Below are 21476 nucleotides of genomic sequence, written 5' to 3' on the forward strand. Positions count from 1 at the left end.
GCTTAAAGCAAATTCTTTGTGTTAAGGTCACAATCATGGCGATAAAAGAAGGCCTCCGCCCGGGGGGCCGTAGTGCCCGGGTACAAGAATCCGTCCATTCAGCCGTGCGTGAACTGCTGGAAGCCCATGAGCGCTCCAGCGTCACTGTGCCGATGATCGCTGCGCGCGCGGGGGTTACGCCCTCGACCATCTACCGGCGTTGGGGCGATCTATCTGTGCTACTGGCGGATGTGGCGTTGGCGCGGATGCGCCCGGACAGCGAGCCGGCGAATACCGGCAGCCTGCGCGGTGACCTGCAGGCCTGGGCCGAGCAGTATCTGGATGAGATGAGTTCGGAGCCTGGACGGAACATGATGCGGGATGTGCAGTGCAGCCAGACGCCAGGCTATTGCGTGAGCATCCTGAGCGGGCAGTTTCAGGCGATTGTCGATCGCTATCCGGACAGCAGCCCGCCGAGCGTGGATCACCTGATCAATCTGCTGGCGGCGCCAACGGTGTTTCGTATTCTATTCTCGACCACGCCGCTGACGGTTGAAGAGCTGCATAGGCTGATCGAACTGGCACTGAAGGTCTGAAGCCCTTACACAAAACCAAATGTGGGAGCGGGCTTGCTCGCGAAGGTGGTGGATCAGTCAGTACATTCTGTAACTGACATACCGCCTTCGCGAGCAAGCCCGCTCCCACATTTTTGACCGCGTTCAGGTCAGCGCTTACGTGCGCATCCCGCGTCCGCTCACCAGTAACTTCGCGCAACCGATATACAGCACAACGGTCGCCACCAACATGAACGTGATCGCCACGCTGATCTTGATGTCCGACACCCCCAGGATGCCGTAGCGGAAGGCGTTGACCATGTGCAGCACCGGGTTGGCCAACGACACGGTCTGCCAGAACGGCGGCAGCAAGCTGATGGAGTAGAACACCCCGCCCAGGTAGGTCAGCGGCGTCAGCACGAAGGTCGGAATAATCGAAATATCATCGAAGTTGCGTGCAAACACGGCGTTGATGAAACCCAGCAGCGAGAAGATCGTCGCCGTCAGTACCACCACCAGAATGGTGACCCCGAGGTGATGCACCTGCAGGTGGGTGAAGAACAGCGACAACAGGGTGACGATCACGCCCACCATCAACCCACGCAGCACACCGCCGAGGGTGTAGCCGATCAGGATGGTATGGGGCGACACCGGCGACACCATCAGTTCTTCGATGGAGCGCTGAAACTTGCTGCCGAAGAAACTGGAGACCACGTTACCGTAGGAGTTGGTGATCACCGACATCATGATCAGGCCCGGCACGATGTACTCCATGTAAGTGAAGCCACCCATGTCGCCAATCTGGCGGCCGATCAGGTTACCGAAGATCACGAAGTACAGGACCATGGTGATCGCCGGCGGCAGCAGGGTCTGCGGCCAGATCCGGGTAAAGCGCTTCACTTCGCGATAGACGATGGTTTGCAGCGCGACGAGGTTGGGTTGCAGTTCGGAACTCATACCGCCACCTTCGCCAGATTTTTCTCCACCAGGGACACGAACAACTCCTCAAGGCGATTGGTTTTGTTACGCAGGCTCAGCACTTCGATGTTCTGGGTTGCCAACTGCGTGAACAACGCGGTGATGCCCATGGCCTTGTCCACCTGCACTTCCAGGGTGTGGCTGTCCACCAGGCGGCTCGGGTAGCCGAGCAGTTGCGGCGGCGCCGACAAGTTGTTTTTCAGATCGAGCAAAAAGGTTTCCACATGCAACTGACCCAGCAGGTTTCGCATGCTGGTGTTTTCGACGATGGTGCCGTGGTCGATGATGCCGATGTTGCGGCACAGCTGCTCAGCCTCTTCCAGATAGTGGGTGGTGAGGATGATGGTGATGCCCTTCTCGTTCAGCTCGGTGAGAAAAGTCCACATCGAGCGACGCAGTTCGATGTCCACGCCGGCAGTAGGCTCGTCGAGGATCAGCAGACGCGGCTCGTGCACCAATGCGCGGGCGATCATCAGCCGGCGTTTCATGCCGCCGGACAGCGAACGCGACGGCACATCGCGCTTGTCCCACAGGCCCAGTTGGGTCAGGTACTGCTCGGCGCGTTCCTTGGCGACTTTCGCCGGGATGCCGTAGTAGCCGGCCTGGGTCACGACGATGTCGAAGGTCTTTTCGAACTGGTTGAAGTTGAATTCCTGGGGCACCACGCCGATGGAACGCTTGAGCGCCGCCGGGGATTTGTCCAGGTCATGGCCGAAGATATTCACCGTGCCGCTGGTCTTGTTGACCAGGGTCGAGAGGATACCGATGGTGGTGGATTTGCCGGCGCCATTGGGGCCGAGCAAGGCGAAGAAGTCACCTTCGGCAACGTCCAGATCGATACCACTCAGGGCCTGGAAACCGTTGCCGTAGGTTTTGGTTAGCTGCCGGATGGACAGAGCGGAACTCATATCGGATTACGCACCAAAGAAGGGAATAGAAAGAGTAGATGAGGGCGCAGCCCAGGTAGTTCAACGGCGGCGCATGACAAGCATGGTGCTTGCCCGCGCCGCACAAGTACAGTCACCTGTATTAATAGTCAGTATTAAGTCAACGCGGTCATGACCGCTTTGCGGTAAGCCGGACGCTGCTGCAGGCGCGCATACCAGGCCTCTAGATGGGGCATTGCGGGCCGTTCGATGGGCATTTCGAACCAGGCGTAGATAAAGCTGCCCAACGGGATATCGCCCATGCCGATCTCGTTGCCCGACAGATACGGCTGTGTAGCAAGCGCTTCATCAACGGTTTTGAGCACATCGATACAGGCCTGGCGACCGGCGTGGATGGTGTCCCAGTTCTGTTTTTCCGCCGGGGTGCGCAGCACGCCCCAGAATACGATCTTGAACGGTTCGGCAAAGGTCGACGTGGTCCAGTCCATCCACTTTTCCGCGTTGGCGCGGGCTTTCACGTCTGTCGGATACCAGCGGCAAGCCTGCTTGGCGCAGAGGTAGCGCACGATGGTGTTGGACTCCCACAGCACGAAGTCACCGTCTTCGATCATCGGCACCCGGCCGTTGGGGTTCAACGCCCGGTATTGCGGCGTGTCGACCACACCAAAAGCCCCGCCCGCATCAATTGCTTCATAGTCCAGGCCGAGTTCCTCGGCGCACCACAGTGCCTTCCTGACGTTTGATGAATTTTTACGACCCCAGATTTTCAGCATGACCGCGCCTTTGTTGTTGATGAACATGGCTAGATGAAGGCAGCAGCATACGCCGGTTCACACGCGGCTCAAATCGCTCTGCATGTCGCCCAGTAACGGCGGCATATCCTCGGCAAACAGATGGGGGTAACACGCTTGGATGTGGGCGAAGAAGAAGGCCTCGGGCACGTCAGGAAATTGCCCGTGGTCGACCACGTACTCCATCGATCGCTGGCCTTGGCGATTGAACGCGTGGAAGACGCTGTCGTGGAGGCCGTCGAAATCCAACGGCGGTACATCGAACACATCGCACAGTTGCTGGTTGAACGCCGGCGTGGCCTTGACCCAACGATCGTTGAGGTAAAGCTCGGTATAACCGTGCATGGCAAATACATCACTCTTGAGCAACGCGATCAGGCGTGGCGTCGACAAATGATTGCGCACATCCGCCAGGCCGATGCGCGCCGGAATGCCGCAGTGGCGGGCACAGGCGGCGAGCAAGGTGGCTTTGGGCACGCAATAGCTTTCGCCGGTGGACAGGGCGAAGCTGGCATTTAATGTGTCTGGATCGCGGCTGAAGGTATAGGGGTTATAGCGAATCGCCTCACGCACGGCGTAATAGAGGCTGACTGCCTGGTCACTAAAATCCCTACGGGTTCCACGGTGTTTTTCGGCGAACTCCACCACCGCAGGGTGGTCACTATCGATGAAGCGGCTGGGACTCAGGTAGGTATCCATGAGCTTTATCTCCGAAGGAAGCCTGGAGTCTAACCACAGGCCTGTCTTGGAGATAACGACGAATCGGCCAAATCTCGTTACACCCTGATCACCCCGCTTGTTCGGATGCCGACTAAGCTCCCTGGTGGTTTCGCCCCTGTTTTCACGGAGGATTGAATATGCTGTTGTTGTGGATACTGGTGCTGGTGGTCGGCATTGCCTACCTCGCACACCGCCGCGTCGCGCCCCTGCCCGCCCTGGGCGTGGTCGCCGTCTACCTGCTGGCGATGGGCGCCTGGAGCCATGCACCGGGTTGGCTGCTGCTGATCTTCTGGGTGTTGATCGCCTTGGTGGCCGCTCCCCTGCTGCTGCCCGACCTGCGCCGCCAATACTTCACCAAGCCACTGTTCAGCTGGTTCCAGAAAGTCCTGCCGCCGATGTCCGAGACCGAGCGCGATGCCATCGACGCCGGCACCGTCTGGTGGGACGGCGAACTGTTCAGCGGTCGCCCGGACTGGGACAAGTTGCTGGCCTACCCCAAGGCGCAACTGACCGAAGAAGAACAGGCGTTTATCGATGGCCCCACCGAAGAACTCTGTGCCATGGTCAGCGACTGGGAAATCGGCCAGGCCATGGACCTGCCGCCCGCGGCCTGGGAACACATCAAGACCCACGGTTTCTTCGCCCTGATCATTCCCAAGGAATATGGCGGCAAGGGCTTCTCCGCCTATGCCCACTCCCAGGTCGCGATGAAGCTCGCCACCCGCAGCGGTGACCTGGCATCGACCGTGATGGTGCCCAACTCTCTCGGCCCGGCCGAACTGCTGCTGCACTACGGCACCGAAGAACAGCGCAACCACTACCTGCCGCGCCTGGCCCGTGGCGATGACATCCCCTGCTTCGCATTGACTGGCCCACTGGCCGGCTCCGACGCGGGCGCGATGCCGGACACTGGCGTGATCTGCAAAGGTGAATGGGAAGGCAAGGAAACACTCGGCCTGCGCCTGAACTGGGAAAAACGCTACATTACCCTCGGCCCGGTTGCGACCTTGCTCGGCCTGGCCTTCAAGGCCCACGACCCGGACCATCTGCTGGGTGAAGAGGAAGACTTGGGCATCAGCCTGGCGCTGATCCCCACCGACACCCCCGGCGTGGAAATCGGCCGTCGCCACCTGCCTTTGGGCGCCGCCTTCATGAACGGCCCCAACGCCGGCAAGGATGTGTTCATCCCCCTGGAATTCCTGATCGGTGGCCAGGAAATGCTCGGCAAAGGCTGGATGATGTTGATGAACTGCCTCTCGGTGGGCCGTTCGATCTCCCTGCCCGCCGTGGGCACCGGCGCGGCCAAGTTCACCAGCCTGGTGACCGGCCAATACGCCCAGGTGCGCGAGCAATTCAATGTGCCGCTGTCGGCCTTCGAGGGTATCCAGGAAGCCCTTGCGCGTATCGGCGGCAACGCCTGGCTGATGGACAGCGCACGCATGCTCACCGCCAATGCCGTCGACCTGGGGGAAAAACCCTCGGTGCTGTCGGCGATCCTCAAGTACCACCTCACCGAACGCGGCCGCGAGTGCATCAGCCACGCCATGGACGTGCACGGTGGCAAGGGCATCATCATGGGCCCGAACAACTACCTGGGCCGCAACTGGCAAGGCGCGCCGATCTTCATCACCGTAGAAGGCGCGAATATCCTGTCGCGCAACCTGATGATCTTCGGCCAGGGCGCGATCCGCTGCCATCCGTTCGTGCTCAAGGAAATGGCCCTGGCCGGTCGCGAAGACCATGACCAGGCATTGAAGGAGTTCGATGGGCTGTTGATGCAACACATCGGTTTTGCCGTGAGCAACGCCGCCAGTACCTTGGTGTTGAACCTCGGGGTGGGGCATTTCGAGAAGGCGCCGGGCAATCGTTTGAGCCAGGGCTACTTCCGTGCACTCAACCGCCAGGCTGCCGCATTCGCGCTGCTGGCTGACCTGAGCATGATGCTGCTGGGTGGCGAGTTGAAGCGTCGCGAACGCTTGTCGGCACGCCTGGGTGATGTACTGAGCCATATGTACCTGGCGTCGGCCGCACTCAAGCGTTATCACGACCTGGATTCGCCGGATCACCTGGAACCGCTGTTTGCCTGGGCCATGGAAGAAAGCCTCGGCGAATCGGAACGTGCGCTGGATGAACTGCTGAGCAATTTCCCGAACAAGGTGCTGGGCTGCCTGCTGCGGGTGATCGTGTTCCCGTTCGGCCGTCGCCATACCGGGCCGTCGGATGCGCTGGATGCCGAAGTGGCTGCGGTGATCGGCCGTGCCAAGGGCGACCCGACCCTGGAAGAGTTGCTGGCCGGCTGCTACCGACCGCAATCGGCGGAAGATCCGGTAGGCGCCTTGCAACATGCCTACGACCTGCTCGGCGCCAGCCATCCGCTGCAGAAGAAACTGCACATGGCACTCAAGAGCGGGCAGGTCAAGCCGACTGCCGGGGAACACGCCATCGACGCCGCGCTGCACGCAGGCGTGTTGCAGCCGGCCGAAGCGCACACCTTGCGTGAGGCGGAAGCGGCACGGCGCAAGGTGATCGACGTGGACGATTTCAGCAAGGAAGAGCTGACCCAGGCTGAGGGTAAAGTCCGCTGATCCCAGTGGTCATATAAATACGGGCGCGAGAGCTATATACTCTCGCGCCCGTTTTTGCTTTAGAGGACTTATCTCGTGTCCAACGTCGTTGCCGATCATCTCGTCTTGCTCGACCACCTGCGCAGCATCCTGGTTGCCGTCGGCGAAGCCGAACAGGTGCCCGAGGAAAGCCATTCACTGTTCCTGGAGCGCTTCGACGAATTGCGCGCCCTGCTGCCGATCGACCCGATCGAAAGCCAGTACCTGGGCCAGGACCTGATGAGCCAGGTCATCCTGCGTTACCCGCAGATTGCCCACTTGGTGCCGCGCGACCTGCTGTGGTTCTTTGGCGGTGACTGCCTGCACTTCATGCCCGACGAAGAACTGGACCTGTACCAGGCGCTGGAAGAACGTCGCTTCGAAGCCGAACAGAACGACGAACCGTTCGACTGGAACCAGGAAAAGCAGCTACTGGCCATGCCGGACGACCAGAGCAAGCACTGATCAGCGACCTGGAATGGGCCGACGCAACGTCGGCTCCTTCGCCATGCACGCCACCAGATAATCGATAAATACCCGTAACTTCGGCGGCAGATACCGCGTGGGCGAATGCAGCAACCACGCCTCGCCATGGTAGGACGCAATAAAGTCCCACGCCGGCAACACCTGTACCAACCGCCCCTCCTCCAACGCGTGGCGCGCCGTGAAATACGGCAAGCTGGCGATACCCACATGCTGCAACACCGCATCCAGCCGAACCCCGGTGTGGTTCGCCGCGTAACGCCCGCGCACCGCAACCGTCACGGCCTTGCCAGCCTGGCGGAATTTCCAGCGTGAATCACCGGGTGTCTCCCCCAGGTAGATGCAGCTGTGCGCCAGCAGATCATGGGGATGCCCCGGCGTACCGTGTGCGGCCAAGTACTGCGGCGTCGCGCACAGCAAATGCTCGATGGGCAACAACTGCCGACCCACCAACCCCGGCGGTGGGCTGTCGGTGATGCGGATGCTCAGGTCGACATTGTCATCGATCATGTCCACCTGGCGATCCTCCAGGATCAACTGCACATCCACCTTGGGATAACGCCGCAGGAATTCCGGCATATGCGGGTGCACCACAAACCGCCCCACCGCCTTGGGCACGCTGACTCGCACCAGCCCTTCGGCTTCATGGGTGAACTGGCCGCTGATCTCCATCACCGAGCGCGCCGCGCTGACCATCTCCTGGCAGCGCTTGAACACCTCCTCCCCGCCTTCGCTGAGGCGCAACTTTCGCGTGGTGCGCTGCAGCAAGCGCGTCGCCAGGGCCTTCTCCAGGCGAGAAATGCTGCGGCTCACCGAGGAAGGCGAAGCACCCAGCTGCCGGGCGGCCTCGGAGAAGCTGCCGGTTTCCACCACTTTGACGAAAATCGCCATTTCGCCCAGCAGCGGCAAAGGAAGATTGATGCTCATGGTGCACAGGTCCATTGATAATTGAATGGATTATCACCTATCCACGCACTATTTATACTGCCCGCAGAACCCTGATGCGGATGTAGATCATGACCGAGCGCCTGTTTTTTACCCACGACCACCTGACTGCCGAGCTTGAGGTGTTGAGTTGCACACCTCACGGGGAGCAGTTTGCAGTCATCCTGCAGTCGACGATTTTTCACCCACAGGGCGGCGGGCAACCTTTCGATACCGGCTGGCTCGGTGAAAGCACTGTACTTCGCGTCACCCAGGAAGCCGACCGCGTGGTGCACTATGTCGACCGCCCATTGGAACCCGGTCCGATCACCGCTCGGGTCGACGAACAGCGCCGCACGTTACACACCCGATTGCATTCCGCCGGGCACCTGATCGGCAACGCAGGCGAGGCCCTGGGCTGGATGCCGATCAAGGCTCATCACTGGCCCGGCGAAGGCAAGATCACCTTCATCCGTGGCGAAGCGGCGCAAGCCATGGAAGCCGAGGCGCTCCAGCAACAGGTCAACCAATGGATCGCCGCGGATTACCCGCGCCACATGAACCTGGAAGACGGCACCCGCGAAGTCGGCTTCGGCGAATTGCCCGCGTATGCCTGCGGCGGCACCCACGTGCAGGCGCTGAGCGAATTGGGCCAGGTGAGCATCCTGGCCCTGTCGGAGAAAAAGGGTGCGCTGTCGGTGCGCTACGAAATCGCTTAAACCTCAATCGCCCCCGCCCACCCAGACTCCACCACAAATGACTTGAGGGTCGACACCGTGGCCGCCGGGTCGCGGGGGTCGGTAATCACACGCAGGTTCGTGAGCATCTTGTGTGCTTCCACCTCCACCGACACATACCCCCGCTGGCGGCTGTCGAAAAACTTCACATGCGGGTTGAGAGGCAGCAGCTTGCTGAACGCGTCAAAGGGCGGGCCGTCGGACGTCACTGAAGTGCCGACAAATTCCGTGGCCACCACCTGCGAGTCCGGGTTGTTGCCATCAGCCTGCAGATCCGTCACCCAGAACGAATGGATATCACCGCCCCAGAACACCGGGTTGCTGACCCGGTTACGTTCGATGGAAGCCAGCATCCGTGAGCGATTGGCCATGTAGCCATCCCAACCGTCGGTCCAACGTCCCGGTTTGTGGTTGGTCAGGTCACGCTGGGTCAACGGGGCCACCAGCAGGTCCTGGGCGATGATGTTCCATTGCGCCTTCGACTGGGCAAACCCTTGGTCCAACCAGGCCTCTTGCTGCCAACCAAGCAGGGTTCGGCCAGGGTCGCGCAAGTCATGACAGAGGTTATCGGCAATATGCCCCTGGTGACTGCCATTGGCCAAAATGCACGGTTGTTCGGAACGATATTGCCGACCGTCCAGCACGTGGAAGCGGGCCAGTCGGCCGTAGTCCAGGCGTCGATAAATGCGCATGTCCGGCCCCTTCGGCAAGCTGCTGGCACGCAACGGCATATGCTCGTAGTAAGCCTGGTAGGCCGCCGCCCGCTGCTGCATAAATTGTGCGACAGGGACCCTGGGATCCTGGGACCAGCGGTTGGCGTAGTCGTTCTGCACTTCGTGATCATCCCAGGTCGCCACGCTCGGTGCGGCGGCGTGCAGGGCCTGTAGATCCGGATCGGTTTTGTACAGGGCATAGCGGTTGCGATAGTCGCTCAGGCTCACTGCATTGCCGCTGCCGTGGGAGCGAATGATCTTGCCCGAATCCGCCGCGTAGGAACTGTCGTAGATGTAGTCGCCGAGAAAAAACACCAGGTCGGGCTGCTCCTCTGCCAGGTGGCGATAGGCACTGAAATAACCGCGCTCCCAGTGGGAACACGAGACAAACCCAAGGCGCGCCGACGTCATGGCATGCACGCCCGGCGCCGTGCGCGACTGCCCCACCGGGCTTTGTGCCCCAAGCCCTTCGAACTGATACCAGTAAGGCCGGCCCGCCTCCAGCCCCGCGACTTCCACATGCACTGAATGCCCCCAGCGCTCGCTGGCCATGACCTCGCCCTGGCGCACCACGCGGCTCATGGCGGCATCGCTGGCGACCCGCCAACGCACCGGAACCGATCGGCTCAAGCCACCCCGGCCATCCGCGGCATTGAACAAAGGCGCCAGGCGTGTCCAGATCACAAACCCGTCGGGCAACGGGTCTCCGGACGCCACGCCGAGGGTGAACGGATAGTCCACTCCGGCGCTGCGCGCAAACGGACTGAGGATCGAAAACGTGGTGGCGACGGCCAGCCCGGCAAGCACCCGGCGCCGGCCATGATCAACCTCACCACTCACCGCCGTAACTCCCAATCCTCACGCACCGTGGCGAACACCAGCATGTCCTCATGCACGCCGTTCTTGAGGAACGCCCCGCGCATGCAGCCTTCGTACCGCAAGCCGATTTTCTCCATGACCCGCGCCGACTCTTTGTTGCGACTGAAACACTGGCTGCCCACACGGTGCAGGTCGAGTTCGGAAAAACCGTAGTCCATCAGCGCACGCGCCGCCTCTGCTGCATACCCTTGGTTGCGCGCATCCGCCGCTACCCACCCGCCCAAATGTCCATAGCGGTGGGCCGGGTTGATGCGCAGGCTGACGATGCCGATCAGTTCACCGCAGTCACGCCGATGCATGCCCAGGCTCAACAGGTGGGCCGAGTGAAATTTTTGCTGCATGCCCTCGATAAAGTTCTGCGCCGTTTCGAGGGTGTAAGGCGAGGGAATGCTCGCCGTGTTATCTGCGATGTTCGGACCGTTGGCGAGGCCCCACAACGTCTCGGCCTGATGGTTTTCCAGTGCGCGCATTAACAGTCGCGACGTGGATATTTGTGGCAGCTCACGGCTCATTTCCAGGGGCCCTCGAAGTAAAGTTTTTGAGAGTGCTCCTGCCACATGTCAATTCTGTTACGTCACAAAAATGTCTTGAGATTCGCCTGTAAGACGCGTCCTAGAGCCCTCAAAACGTCAATTAAAGTTAACCAATCGGTCATTTTTGGTTGTTAGCGTGTCGCCCCTAATTCAATAACGGGGTAGCGGAATGAGAACCTGGGACGAACCGAAAAAACGCAAGGCGCACATCGAACTGATCCCGATGATCGACGTGATGATGTTCCTCCTGGTGTTTTTCGTACTCGTGAGCCTGAACGTGATTCCGGCCCTCGGCATGAAGACGCAACTGCCCAGCGCCAGCAGTTCGCAGCAGCTCAAACCACAGAACAAATTCATCCTGACACTGGGCCTGGAAGGCCAACTGCAACTGGATGGCAAGGACCTCACGGTCGACGCGCTGGTGCCGGCGCTGAAAGCGGCGGAAAAGCCCGACACCAAGTCGACCATCATCGTTAACAGCGACAAAGGCGTGGAGGTTTCGCGCCTGGTGGAAGTGATGGACACCCTGCGCCTGGGTGGCTTTACCTCCGTGTCCATTGCTACGCGTAAGTCCTGATCATGTACGTATTGTTTCGTGCGCGTCAGCTGCTGGGCAGCGTTCCGGCCCTGATCGCCCTGGTCCTGATTGCAGTGGGTATCCAGTCCCAGACGTTGAAGGTCGAGCCGGTTTATGACGAATCGGCGGTCGAGTTGGCGTTGGTCGAGCCGGAGCCGGAAGTGATCCCGGAGCCGGTGGTGGAACAAGCGCCGCCACCGCCGGTGATCGAGGATGAAGAGGCCGAGCCAGCCCCGCCGCCACCGCCGCCAAAACCGCTGCCCAAACCCAAGCATGAGCCCAAGCCGAAACCTGTGCCCAAGCCCATAGTCGCCCAACCGACACCTGCACCGGCTCCGCCACCGGTCACTGCCAAACCGGCACCGGCGGCTGTGGCACAGGTCGCGCCGACGCCCGCGCCGCCTGCGCCACCTAAGGTCGATGGCCAAGCACTGGAAGGCGGCTATCTCAAGGGGCTGCGCAACGAGTTGGACACCTACAAGCAGTATCCCACCGGGCGTCAGGCCTCCCTCGAACGCCCGACCGGCGAAGTGGTGGTCTGGTTGCTGGTCGATCGCCAGGGCCGGGTTCTCGACTCCGGCTTGCAAACCCAGGCCTCGAGCATGTTGCTCAACCGGGCCGCCACCAACAGCTTGCGTCGCATCAAGCAAGTCAAGCCGTTCCCCGAGCAAGCCTTCGGGGGCCGCAATGAGCAGCGCTTCACCGCCACCTTCAACTACAGCGTGCAATAAGCACCCGACACCAGGACGACAGAGATGAGGTTCACACGGATTCATCTGGCACTCGTTGCCGCAAGCATGGGCCAGGGAATGGTCATGGCCGACACCAACAACAGCGACGTCGGGACTATTGGGGTTCAGGGCAAAGCCACGGCAGATGGCGGCTACATGGTGCAGGAAGAAAGCATCAAGGGCCGCTCCACCGTAACCAAGGAAGCGCTGGATAAACAGACCGCCACCGGCAACGCCGTGGACAAGCTCAAGTACACCCCAGGCTTGAACATTTCCAGCGAAGACAACACTGGCCTGTCCGGCTTTCGTTTCACCATGCGCGGGCTCAACTCCGACCAGGTGGGAATGTCGGTGGACGGCATGCCGATCAACGACTCGGGCAACTACGCGCTGTACTCCAACCTGTTGGGCGACCCGGAAAACATTGAGCAGATTTTCGTCACCCAGGGTTCCTCGGAAGCCGACGGTCCGCACATCGGTTCCAGCGGCGGCAACATCGGCATCGTGACCATTCGCCCGACCAAGGAAACCGGGGCATTCGTCAAACAGGTGATGGGCAGCAACGCCACGCGCAAGACCTTTGCCCGTCTCAATACCGGCGAGATCAACGGCCTGAGCAACTGGTTGTCGGCGTCGCATACCGAAGGCCAGATGTGGCGCGGTTCCGGCGCCGTGCGCGCGGACAAGGTCGAGTGGAACAGCTTCTTCGACGCTGGCGATGGCAACACCGCCAACCTGATCCTCAAGTACCACGAGCAGGACAACAACAGCTACAGCCAACTGACCAAGGCCCAGTACCAGCAGAACGGCCGCAAGTACGACCCCTACCCCGCCACACCTACCGTGGGCAGCAACGGCAAGTACAACAGCTACTACGCGCTGGCGCAGAACCCGTTCCAGACGTTCACCGCCGTGCTCAATACTCAGTTCAAACTGGCGGACAACCTCGCGCTGTCGGTGATCCCGTATTACTACTGGGGTAACGGCAGCGGTGTCGGCTCGTCCAGCTATGCGCTGAACCGCGGCTCGAACCAGGCTGGCGTATTCGACCTGGGCAACCTGCCCACCGGCGCCCAATACAACGCCGACGGCACCCCGAACAGCGGTGTGTACTACCGCCCTTCGCGCACCCAGACCTGGCGTCCGGGCATCACCACCAAACTGAACTGGGACCTGGGCGACCACAGCCTGCAAGTCGGCTACTGGTACGAACGCGCACGCCAAAGCCAGACCCAGCCGTTCATTCCGCTCAAGTCCAATGGCAAGCCGGTGGACACCTGGCCGGACTCCAACGACGCCGTGGCCGATGCCAACGGCAACACCATCCAGGGTCGCGACCGCTTCACCATCACCCCGGCGCAGAAGGTCTGGGCCCAGGACACCTGGTACATCAACTCGGACTGGACCCTGATCGCGGGCCTGGCCTACATGAACGTCAAGCGCGACGGCACCAACCACGGCAGCCTCACCGAGCAGCCGGAAAAACGTAACCAGACCTACAACAAGTTGCTGCCCAACGCCGGCCTGAAATACCAGTTGGACGAACGCGACCAGTTGTTCTACAGCCTGTCGCGCAACATGCGCATCCCGCAGAACTACGTGCTGTACGACAAAGGCGTCGGCTCCATCGACTCCAAGCCGGAAACCAGCTGGAACCATGAGTTGGGCTGGCGTTACACCGATGAAGACATGACCGTAGCCGCCACTTTGTTCTACATGCAGTTCAAGGATCGCCAGGTGTCGTCGCGCGACATCAACGGCGACTTCGCCGACATCAACGCCGGCTCCGTCAACAACAGCGGCCTGGAGCTGGAGTGGAGCGGCCTGTTGCCGAATCACTTCAACTACTACACCTCCTACACCTACACCAAGGCCGAGCAGCAAGACGACCTGACCGTCTACAACGCCGGCAAAGCCATCGTGTTGCCCACCAGCGGCAAGCAGTTCGCCAACGTGCCGAAAAACATGCTGGCCGCCAACATCGGCTACGACGACGGCCGTTTCTACGGCACCTTCGGCGGTAAGTACACCAGCAAGCTCTACGGCGACCTGACCAACGACGAAGCCATCTCCGGCCGCACCGTGTTCAACGCCGGCGCGGGTATTTACCTGCCGGTGGACAAAAAGGTGGTCAAGGACGCGACCCTGCGCCTGAACGTCGACAACCTGTTCGACAAGAAATACTTGGACGGCGTCTACACCACCAAGACCAACGCGGCCAGCTACAGCGGTTTCCGCGACGGCGACCCTGCCTACATCGTAGGCCTGGAACGCACCGTGACGGTTTCCCTGGAAGCCAACTTCTAATTGCGAGGTAAGTGAACATGGACATGAACCTGCTCCACGACATCACCTTTTATGTGATGTATGCCGCGATGGCCATCGCGATCTTTATCACCATCGAACGCGGGATTTACTTCGCCTATGTACGCAGGCAAGCTCGTGCGCTGACCGAGGTGCTGGGCGCCAATGTGCACAGCGAGCGCGACCTGCCGGAAAGCCTGATCCGCCGTGACAGCCTGCCGCTGAGCATGGTGTTGCCGGTCCTGGCACAGAAAGCCTCGCAAGGTTCGCGCAAGGACCTGGATGACGTGATCGAAACCCAATACCTGACCACTCGTGCGCCACTGGCCCGCAGCCTGTGGATCATCGAAACCATCACCACCGCCGCCCCGCTGTTGGGTTTGCTGGGCACCATCCTCGGCATTATCGACACCTTCAAGGCGCTGGCCACGGCGGGTGTGTCTGATCCAGGGCAGATTTCCGGTGGTATCGGGACGGCCTTGTTCGCCACCGGCCTGGGGATCGCCATCGCGCTGTTCTGCGTGGTGTTCCACAACTTCTTCCAGGACAGCCTGGAACGCATCAACGATCAGCTGAAAATCCTGCTGATCCGCGCCGCCACCGGCGCCCGCGTGCAGAGTGAAGTGCCGCACCTGGTGCCGACGCCGCTGCACAGCCGCACGGCGTAACCGTAACAGCGGGCGCGCAATGCGCCCGCTTTTCTTTTCCGATGGGAATCCCTATGTCCGTTTCCTTGAAATTGCGCATTGCAGGCCTGGCAGGCTTGCTCATGAGTCCGCTGGTCCAGGCGGACTTTTCGATTCCGGGGTTTGAACTGGTGCACACCGTGCCGGTGGACACCGCCCTCGGTACCGACGACTTGCGTCAACCGGGCCCGGTATGGAGCGAACTGTTCGACGGTGCAAAAAGCAGCATCGATATCGGCCAATTCTACGCCGTCGATCATCCGGGCTCGGTGATGGACCGCGTGATTGAACGCCTGGAAGCCGCCGGTAAACGCGGTGTGAAGATTCGCTTTCTGCTGGAAGAAAAAGGCATCAAGTTGTCGGAAGCCTCCACTCTGGAACGCTTGCGGGCGATCCCCAACCTGACCTTTCGTGTGTTGCCCTACGCGCGCGTGAGCGGCGGCATCATCCACGCCAAATACTTGGTAGTGGACGGCAAGCAGGCCTTCGTGGGCAGCCAGAATTTCGATTGGCGTTCACTGGAACACATCCACGAAACCGGGCTGCGCATCACCGACCCGACCGTGGTAAGCCAGGTGCAAGCGATCTTCGAGCAGGACTGGAAAGCCCAGCAGGCCTTGACCGACAACCAACCGGTGCCGCTGCCTGTCACACGCAATGCACCACCGCGCACCGGCAACTACCTGGTCGCCAGCCCGCAACGCTACAACCCACCGGGCGTGGGCGACTCACAGTTGGAACTGCCACGCCTGCTGAACGAAGCGAAGCACGAGGTGCGCGTGCAACTGTTGGACTACGCGCCACTGTCCTACGGACCCGACAAGACGCGTCCGTACTACGCGGTGATCGACAACGCCGTGCGCGCGGCAGCGGCACGTGGGGTGTCGATCAAGCTGATGGTGTCCAACTGGAACACCGACGCGCTGGAACTGCCCTACCTCAAAAGCCTGGCGGTGTTGCCCAACGTCCAAGTCAAGATCGTCACCCTGCCGCAAGCCAAGCAAGGCTTTATCCCGTATGCGCGGGTGATCCACAGCAAGACCATGGAGATCGACGGCCAGGTTGCCTGGATCGGCACCAGCAACTGGTTGGGCGGGTATCTGGATAATTCGCGCAACCTGGAAGTGGTGATGCGCAGCGAAGCGATGGCCAAGCGTGTCGGGGAATTGCATGCGCAATTGTGGGATGGGCCCTACGCTAGAGCCTTGAACGTGACCGAGGAGTACCCCGAGCCCCACCCTGGCCAGCATTGACCAGTGGCACCTGAGTAGTGGTAGTGTGTGGAAATGTTTCTGACAGATTGATCAGAAACTTCCCACTCACTACCTGCAAAGGAATGCGTCTTTCCATGCACTTCCCACTCAAGCAATTGGCGGCTGCCACCCTGTTCGCCGCGAGCCTCTCGGCCCTATCCAGCCCCGCGTTCGCTAACATCACTCCAGACCAGAGCACGGCGATTCTCAAGAGTTTCAGCGAAACGTCCGTCACCGATTTTCGCGGTTTCCTCGGCACACTGGCCAAGGGCGATATGGGCAAAACCAGCGACGTGGGCCCGGCGATCAATGCCTTCCTCGACAATAAAACCCTGAGCGCCGACCAGCAGAACGAAATCAATCGCCTGCTCGGCATCTACACCCGTGTGAAATACGGCAAGGCCGCCACCGAAACCCTGCGCGAGCTGGTGGAAATCCCGACCTTTAATGTCGACGGTCTGCCGCAATACAAGAACCCGGAATTCATCAAGATTGCCGGCAAGATCCAGGACCTGGCCAAGGCCTTTAACCTGAACTTTCGCAACATCGACAACCGTGTGTACGAAATATCCCTGGAAGGCAGCGGTGATGAAGTGGTCGGCATCCACGCCCACGCCGATGTGGTGCCGGTGACGCCGGAAAATTGGGTGCTGAAAGACGGCACCAAGCTCGATCCGTTCAAGGTCACGCTGATCGGCGACCGCATGTACGGACGTGGCACCGAGGATGACAAGAACGGCATCGTGGTAGCGATGTATGCCATGAAGGTGATCAAGGAAGAAAAACTGCCGCTGGCGCGCAATTTCAAGCTGCTGGTGGACACCACCGAAGAAACTTCCGGCGACGCGATTCCGTATTACTTCGAAAAGAACCCGACACCGCAGTACAACCTGGCGCTGGACGGCGGCTACCCGGTGGTGATTGCCGAGAAAGGCTACGGCACGGTGATGGCTACCTTCCCGCGTCGCAAGGGTGAAGGCAAAGGCGCGGAAATCATCGCGATGACCGGTGGCATGGCCACCAACCAGATTCCGTCGGCCTCGGTGGCAACGTTCGTCAGCGACAAGCCTGCCGAATTGGCCGCCAGCCTGCAGAAGGCCGGCACCGAATACGCCAAGCGCAACGGTGGTGATTTTGAAGTGGCCACCAAGGTCGATGGCAAAGACGTCAAGCTGACCGTCACCGGCGTGTCCGCGCACTCGTCCGAGCCGGAATCCGGGGTCAACCCAGTGGCGCGCATGCTGGAGCTGATTCACAGCGTCGATGGCAAGATCGCCCTCAAGCACAACCACATCACTGACGCCGCCCGTTATGCATCCGACAACTGGGGCCTGGACTACCTGGGCGGCAAGCTGGGCGTGGGCTTCTCCGATGAGTTCATGGGTCCGCTGACCACTTCGCTGACCTTTGTCGGCCTGGATGACAAGGCCTTCAAGTTGGCGGTGAACCTGCGCGTGCCGAAGGGCAAGTCGCCGGAAAAACTCAAGGCCGAGATCGCCGACAAGCTGAGCGCCTGGGAAAAGAAAACCAAGGTCAAGGTGGACTTCACCTACTCGGTGGCCGAACCGATGTACCGCAACCCTGAAGGTGAGTGGGTCAAAGCGCTGTTGGCGGTGGCCAGCGAAAACCTGGGCATGGATCACACGTTCGGCACATCGGCCGGCGCGACCTCCGTGCATGAACTGCCCAACGGCGTGCAATTCGGCCTGGCGCGTCCGGAAGTGAAGTACACCGGGCACACCGACAACGAATTCAAGACCGTCGACCAGTTCCTGCTGGACCTGCAGATCGTGACTGAAATGATGGGCCGTATCGGCCAACTGCCGAAGCTCTGAGCCAAGCGCTGATGTAAAGCAGCCCGCCGCAACGGCGGGCTCTTCACGCTTGCAGCATCAATATATCCTCGAAAAAACCACCGACCGGTTCCGTGGGATGGCACAGCTGGATTTCCAGCACCCAGGCCATTTCGCTCGGCGGGATCTCCAGATCGGCCAGGTCCTTGCACTCGAACAATGCGTGAGGAAAATCCGCAAGACGATGCCCCGCGAGATTGCGCGCCAGCCTCCAGCCTTTTGACACCGCGCTTTGCTCGGCAAAGTCATAGAGTTCGCGCCCGGTGAGGCCGCGCAACCAGGCTTCGCGGGTCTCGTCGAAGACCTCGTGCAGTGCCGCGCGGCATGCCAGGTGCAACGGCGAATCACCGAACACAAAGGTATCGCCATAATCGCCTTCATAGCCGTCCCACACCGGGCCCAGGTCGACCACGGCGATATCGGAGGCGCGCAGCCTGCGCTGACGGTCAATCCCTTCGCGGGGGGGCCGGACCGTGTCGTCGCCAAAGCGGATATAGGTCGGATGCCAGGTGTGGGATGCGCCCATGGCCTGCAGCTGCTCGGCGGCCATGTCGAGGGCTTCGCCGGTGGTCATGCCAACCTTGAGGCGGCTCGCAATCGCCGCCAGGGCACGGATGGATTGGTCACGTGCCGCCAGCATGCCGTCAAACGAGTAGCGGGGGCCGACTTTTTCCCAGATCGGGTCAAACGCGGGCAAGGGCGTTTGCGCGCCTGAGCAACCACTGGGCACAAAGGCTTCGGCAACAAACCGGTGCGCCGGCAAGCCCGCGTCGAGACACTGCTCGCGGGCCTGGCGGATCATTGCGGCGTTACCGCACGCGTACACCTGCGCTTGCTCCCAGGCATGCCCGTGACTCAACGCAACCTCCTGCACCCTACCCTGCGACGCCAGCACCGGATGCCAGCAAAAACCCGGGTGCGCGGCGCTCGCGTCAGCCAGGAATGCACGGTCATAAAAATCCGCAGGTTGCGCCCCTCCCCAGTACAGCGTGACTTCGACGTTGCGCGCCAACGCTGTCAGCAGGATCGGCTTGATGCCCGCATAACCGGTGCCGGTGGCGAACAGGACGACAGGGCTGTCATCCGTTTCCTGCCAGGTGCAGGCACCAAACGGCCCTTCCAATTGCAACAGGTCCCCGGCATCGAGGTCGCTGAGGAGCGTCTCGGAAAACAGCCCACCGCTTACCTGACGAATCTGAAACACCAGGCGCCCATCGTCTCCGGCCGGCAGGTTAGCGATCGAGAAGCACCGCGAGTCGCCATCGACCAGGCAGAACTTGAGGTACTGGCCCGCCCGCACCACCAGCGGCCTGTCCGGCATCATCACCAGTTCAATGATGTCGGGGCTCAGTGCGCGCTTGCTCACGACCTGCGCCTCGACCACCCGCGCGGGCGTGTCCAGCGACCATCCGGGGATTTCCAGGCGCATGTCGCCGCAGGCGTGGCTCTGGCACAACAGCATCTCATTGGCTGCCAACGGATAACACGGCGCGGGTGCATCCGGCGCCAGGTATTTGGCCCGGTATGTCCCTTCTGCGACCACCACCTTGCATGAGCCACAGGCCCCGCGTCGGCAGGAAAACGGCACCGACAAACCGTTGGCGAGCATCGCATCCAGCAACAGTTCGTCACCGGCCTCAAAGGTTTTCCCCGAGGGGGACAGTTCGACGATATGGCGTGTATTCATAACAACCTCGGGGTGAGTGAGGCTTGATTGTTGCGTTAGACTAGGCCCATTAAAACCTCCAGTTTTGGATACTTCAGATGGTCCAGATGCGAAAATGGCGCCCGCTGCTCAAGCTGGACGACACTGCCAGGCAGGCGTCCTACCGCAAGATTGCCGAAGGCCTGGTGGCCGCAATCGTGGAAGGACGATTGGCGCCCGGCACCTTGCTACCGGGCACACGGGAGATGGCGCAGTTGCTCGACGTCAACCGCAAGACCGTGATCCTGGCCTACGAAGAGGCCTTGACCAAGGGTTGGCTGGTCAGCGAGCCGCGGCGCGGAACGTTCGTCAATGCGCAGTTGACGTCCAAACAACTGCCGAGTCGCGCGCAAGCGTCCTTCGCTCCGCCCATCCTGGCGCAGACCACCGCTGCGTATTTCACCCAGAACGCCCAGGTGACCGCGCTGAATCATCGGCATGACGCGCTGTTTTTCGATAACGGCACCAGCGACCACCGCTTGCTGCCCCAAGCCGTGTTGCACCGCTATTACCGCAACGCCCTACGCAACAGCTTCGCGTCCAACACCCTGCGCTACGGCAGCGAGGGCACCGGCTACCATTTGCGCTGCGCCCTGGCCGAGATGCTGCGCAACAACCGTGGGTTGACGGTCAGCGCCGAAAACATCTGCCTGACCCAAGGCACCCAGATGTCGCTGTACCTGACCGCCAGCCTGTTGCTCAGACCCGGCGACGTGGTCCTGGTGGAGCGCCTGAGTTACCCACCGGCGTGGGAAATCTTCCGCAAGCTGGGCGCGCAACTGGTCACGGTGGACATCGACGAAGAAGGCTGTCGCACGGACCAGATCGACCGCCTGTGCCGCGAACATCAGGTACGGATGATCTATCTCACGCCGCACCACCAGTTCCCCACCACCGTGAGCCTGCACGCAGCACGGCGGCAACAGTTGCTGGCATTGGCGGCGCTGCACGACTTCTGCATCATCGAAGAAGATTACGACCATGAGTATCACTTCAATGGGCGGCCCTACTTGCCCCTGGCAAGCGATCGCGCCCAGCGCCATGTGATCTATATCGGCTCCTTATCCAAGGCCCTCGGCTCGACGTTTCGCTGCAGTTATGTGGTGGCTCCCGCGCAGGTGGTCGAAGCCTTGCACAGCAACGCCGCATTGATGCTGGGCGATGCCGATGCAGTCGCGCAAACCATGCTCGCAGACCTGATCAACGACGGCGAACTCAAGAAACATCTGCGCCGGGTATCGAAGGAATACCGCGCCCGCCGTGAAACCTTGCAGACGTGCCTGCATGAGGCGTTCGGCGAGCGGATCAGTGTACGGGAGCCAGAAGGCGGGCTGGCGCTATGGGTGCGGTTCGACGCTCAGATAAACGTCGACCGGATGGTAGCAAGCGCATTGGACCACGGGCTGGTCGTCCGCAGCGGCCGACAGTTCTCACCGATGGACCAGGCGGAAAATGCGCTGCGCCTGGGCTTCGCATCGCTGAACCAGGAAGAAATCCGCGAGGCCACGTTGCGCTTGGCCAAAGCGGCGAATGCACGATAAAACGCGCACAAACAAAAACGCCGATCATTGCTGATCGGCGTTTTT

19 protein-coding genes are annotated in these 21476 nt (G+C 60.9%); 11 read left to right on the forward strand and 8 right to left on the reverse strand.

Translation table 11 applies throughout. The annotated features are described in order from the left end of the window. The first annotated feature begins 35 nt into the window (after positions 1–35). Positions 36–575 (forward strand): TetR/AcrR family transcriptional regulator, encoded by a 540-nt coding sequence (locus AB4O08_RS03445; protein ID WP_021492115.1) that lies wholly within the window; start codon positions 36–38, stop codon positions 573–575. A gap of 135 nt (positions 576–710) precedes the next feature. On the opposite strand, the gene AB4O08_RS03450 is transcribed toward AB4O08_RS03445, so the two are convergent. The 4 genes from AB4O08_RS03450 to AB4O08_RS03465 all read right to left on the reverse strand — a co-directional run bounded on the left by AB4O08_RS03450 (position 711) and on the right by AB4O08_RS03465 (position 3888). Next, on the reverse strand, positions 711–1490 hold the full coding sequence (locus AB4O08_RS03450) for an ABC transporter permease (protein ID WP_010211648.1): 780 nt from the start codon (positions 1488–1490) through the stop codon (positions 711–713). Next, on the reverse strand, positions 1487–2419 hold the full coding sequence (locus AB4O08_RS03455; RefSeq protein ID WP_010211649.1) for an ABC transporter ATP-binding protein: 933 nt from the start codon (positions 2417–2419) through the stop codon (positions 1487–1489). The genes AB4O08_RS03450 and AB4O08_RS03455 overlap by 4 nt, the downstream gene beginning before the upstream one ends. A gap of 134 nt (positions 2420–2553) precedes the next feature. Continuing rightward, positions 2554–3171 carry a glutathione S-transferase family protein gene (locus AB4O08_RS03460; protein ID WP_010211650.1) on the reverse strand — a complete coding sequence of 206 codons (618 nt, stop codon included), beginning with the start codon at positions 3169–3171 and terminating at the stop codon, positions 2554–2556. A gap of 57 nt (positions 3172–3228) precedes the next feature. Continuing rightward, positions 3229–3888, reverse strand: coding sequence for a transglutaminase-like domain-containing protein (locus tag AB4O08_RS03465; protein WP_010211651.1), 660 nt, complete (start codon positions 3886–3888; stop codon positions 3229–3231). Positions 3889–4046: 158 nt separating this feature from the next. Here AB4O08_RS03465 and AB4O08_RS03470 point away from each other — a divergent pair, with 158 nt between their 5' ends. Continuing rightward, on the forward strand, positions 4047–6494 hold the full coding sequence (locus AB4O08_RS03470) for an acyl-CoA dehydrogenase (RefSeq protein WP_047543477.1): 2448 nt from the start codon (positions 4047–4049) through the stop codon (positions 6492–6494). Positions 6495–6569: 75 nt separating this feature from the next. Beyond that, a complete protein-coding gene (locus AB4O08_RS03475; RefSeq protein ID WP_010211653.1) occupies positions 6570–6977 on the forward strand; it encodes a PA2817 family protein in 408 nt (135 codons plus the stop codon). On the opposite strand, the gene AB4O08_RS03480 is transcribed toward AB4O08_RS03475, so the two are convergent. Next, positions 6978–7922 carry a LysR family transcriptional regulator gene (locus AB4O08_RS03480; protein ID WP_010211654.1) on the reverse strand — a complete coding sequence of 315 codons (945 nt, stop codon included), beginning with the start codon at positions 7920–7922 and terminating at the stop codon, positions 6978–6980. A gap of 89 nt (positions 7923–8011) precedes the next feature. Here AB4O08_RS03480 and AB4O08_RS03485 point away from each other — a divergent pair, with 89 nt between their 5' ends. After that, positions 8012–8638 (forward strand): serine-tRNA(Ala) deacylase AlaX, encoded by a 627-nt coding sequence (locus tag AB4O08_RS03485; RefSeq protein ID WP_021492118.1) that lies wholly within the window; start codon positions 8012–8014, stop codon positions 8636–8638. Here the strand turns inward: AB4O08_RS03485 and AB4O08_RS03490 are convergent. Together AB4O08_RS03490 and AB4O08_RS03495 are read right to left on the reverse strand one after the other, a co-directional pair. Then, a complete protein-coding gene (locus AB4O08_RS03490) occupies positions 8635–10209 on the reverse strand; it encodes an alkaline phosphatase D family protein (protein WP_044286910.1) in 1575 nt (524 codons plus the stop codon). The genes AB4O08_RS03485 and AB4O08_RS03490 overlap by 4 nt on opposite strands. After that, positions 10206–10760 carry a GNAT family N-acetyltransferase gene (locus AB4O08_RS03495; protein WP_460114706.1) on the reverse strand — a complete coding sequence of 185 codons (555 nt, stop codon included), beginning with the start codon at positions 10758–10760 and terminating at the stop codon, positions 10206–10208. Before AB4O08_RS03495 ends, AB4O08_RS03490 begins: the two co-directional genes overlap by 4 nt. 190 nt (positions 10761–10950) lie before the next feature. Between AB4O08_RS03495 and AB4O08_RS03500 the strand changes: the two genes are divergently transcribed. The 6 genes from AB4O08_RS03500 (at position 10951) to AB4O08_RS03525 (ending at position 18167) form a co-directional block, all read left to right on the forward strand. After that, positions 10951–11358: an ExbD/TolR family protein gene (locus tag AB4O08_RS03500; protein ID WP_005786670.1), complete on the forward strand. Its 408-nt coding sequence runs from the start codon at positions 10951–10953 to the stop codon at positions 11356–11358. Between the two features lie 2 nt (positions 11359–11360). After that, entirely contained in the window at positions 11361–12089 is a 729-nt protein-coding gene (locus tag AB4O08_RS03505) for an energy transducer TonB family protein (RefSeq protein WP_045792358.1), read from the forward strand. A gap of 24 nt (positions 12090–12113) precedes the next feature. Next, positions 12114–14396: a TonB-dependent receptor gene (locus AB4O08_RS03510; protein WP_460114707.1), complete on the forward strand. Its 2283-nt coding sequence runs from the start codon at positions 12114–12116 to the stop codon at positions 14394–14396. Positions 14397–14413: 17 nt separating this feature from the next. Next, positions 14414–15061: a MotA/TolQ/ExbB proton channel family protein gene (locus tag AB4O08_RS03515; protein WP_029529194.1), complete on the forward strand. Its 648-nt coding sequence runs from the start codon at positions 14414–14416 to the stop codon at positions 15059–15061. 53 nt (positions 15062–15114) lie between these two features. Then, positions 15115–16332 (forward strand): phospholipase D-like domain-containing protein, encoded by a 1218-nt coding sequence (locus tag AB4O08_RS03520; RefSeq protein ID WP_010211664.1) that lies wholly within the window; start codon positions 15115–15117, stop codon positions 16330–16332. Between the two features lie 95 nt (positions 16333–16427). After that, positions 16428–18167, forward strand: a complete 1740-nt coding sequence (locus AB4O08_RS03525; protein WP_154974517.1) for a dipeptidase — start codon at positions 16428–16430, stop codon at positions 18165–18167. 43 nt (positions 18168–18210) lie between these two features. Here AB4O08_RS03525 and AB4O08_RS03530 read toward each other — a convergent pair whose 3' ends face one another. After that, positions 18211–19872 carry a M24 family metallopeptidase gene (locus AB4O08_RS03530; protein WP_010211668.1) on the reverse strand — a complete coding sequence of 554 codons (1662 nt, stop codon included), beginning with the start codon at positions 19870–19872 and terminating at the stop codon, positions 18211–18213. 77 nt (positions 19873–19949) lie between these two features. Here AB4O08_RS03530 and pdxR point away from each other — a divergent pair, with 77 nt between their 5' ends. Beyond that, entirely contained in the window at positions 19950–21431 is a 1482-nt protein-coding gene (gene pdxR, locus AB4O08_RS03535; RefSeq protein ID WP_047543498.1) for a MocR-like pyridoxine biosynthesis transcription factor PdxR, read from the forward strand. Positions 21432–21476 lie beyond the last annotated feature (45 nt).

Source organism: Pseudomonas sp. H3_E07 (genome assembly GCF_054668895.1).

Bases quoted from the DNA above. Each gene is read 5' to 3' on its own strand.
- AB4O08_RS03445 (WP_021492115.1), top strand. From the start codon at position 36: ATGGCGATAAAAGAAGGCCTCCGCCCGGGGGGCCGTAGTGCCCGGGTA.
- AB4O08_RS03450 (WP_010211648.1), bottom strand. From the start codon at position 1,490: ATGAGTTCCGAACTGCAACCCAACCTCGTCGCGCTGCAAACCATCGTC.
- AB4O08_RS03455 (WP_010211649.1), bottom strand. From the start codon at position 2,419: ATGAGTTCCGCTCTGTCCATCCGGCAGCTAACCAAAACCTACGGCAAC.
- AB4O08_RS03460 (WP_010211650.1), bottom strand. From the start codon at position 3,171: ATGCTGAAAATCTGGGGTCGTAAAAATTCATCAAACGTCAGGAAGGCA.
- AB4O08_RS03465 (WP_010211651.1), bottom strand. From the start codon at position 3,888: ATGGATACCTACCTGAGTCCCAGCCGCTTCATCGATAGTGACCACCCT.
- AB4O08_RS03470 (WP_047543477.1), top strand. From the start codon at position 4,047: ATGCTGTTGTTGTGGATACTGGTGCTGGTGGTCGGCATTGCCTACCTC.
- AB4O08_RS03480 (WP_010211654.1), bottom strand. From the start codon at position 7,922: ATGAGCATCAATCTTCCTTTGCCGCTGCTGGGCGAAATGGCGATTTTC.
- AB4O08_RS03485 (WP_021492118.1), top strand. From the start codon at position 8,012: ATGACCGAGCGCCTGTTTTTTACCCACGACCACCTGACTGCCGAGCTT.
- AB4O08_RS03495 (WP_460114706.1), bottom strand. From the start codon at position 10,760: ATGAGCCGTGAGCTGCCACAAATATCCACGTCGCGACTGTTAATGCGC.
- AB4O08_RS03500 (WP_005786670.1), top strand. From the start codon at position 10,951: ATGAGAACCTGGGACGAACCGAAAAAACGCAAGGCGCACATCGAACTG.
- AB4O08_RS03505 (WP_045792358.1), top strand. From the start codon at position 11,361: ATGTACGTATTGTTTCGTGCGCGTCAGCTGCTGGGCAGCGTTCCGGCC.
- AB4O08_RS03510 (WP_460114707.1), top strand. From the start codon at position 12,114: ATGAGGTTCACACGGATTCATCTGGCACTCGTTGCCGCAAGCATGGGC.
- AB4O08_RS03515 (WP_029529194.1), top strand. From the start codon at position 14,414: ATGGACATGAACCTGCTCCACGACATCACCTTTTATGTGATGTATGCC.
- AB4O08_RS03520 (WP_010211664.1), top strand. From the start codon at position 15,115: ATGTCCGTTTCCTTGAAATTGCGCATTGCAGGCCTGGCAGGCTTGCTC.
- AB4O08_RS03525 (WP_154974517.1), top strand. From the start codon at position 16,428: ATGCACTTCCCACTCAAGCAATTGGCGGCTGCCACCCTGTTCGCCGCG.
- AB4O08_RS03530 (WP_010211668.1), bottom strand. From the start codon at position 19,872: ATGAATACACGCCATATCGTCGAACTGTCCCCCTCGGGGAAAACCTTT.
- pdxR (WP_047543498.1), top strand. From the start codon at position 19,950: ATGGTCCAGATGCGAAAATGGCGCCCGCTGCTCAAGCTGGACGACACT.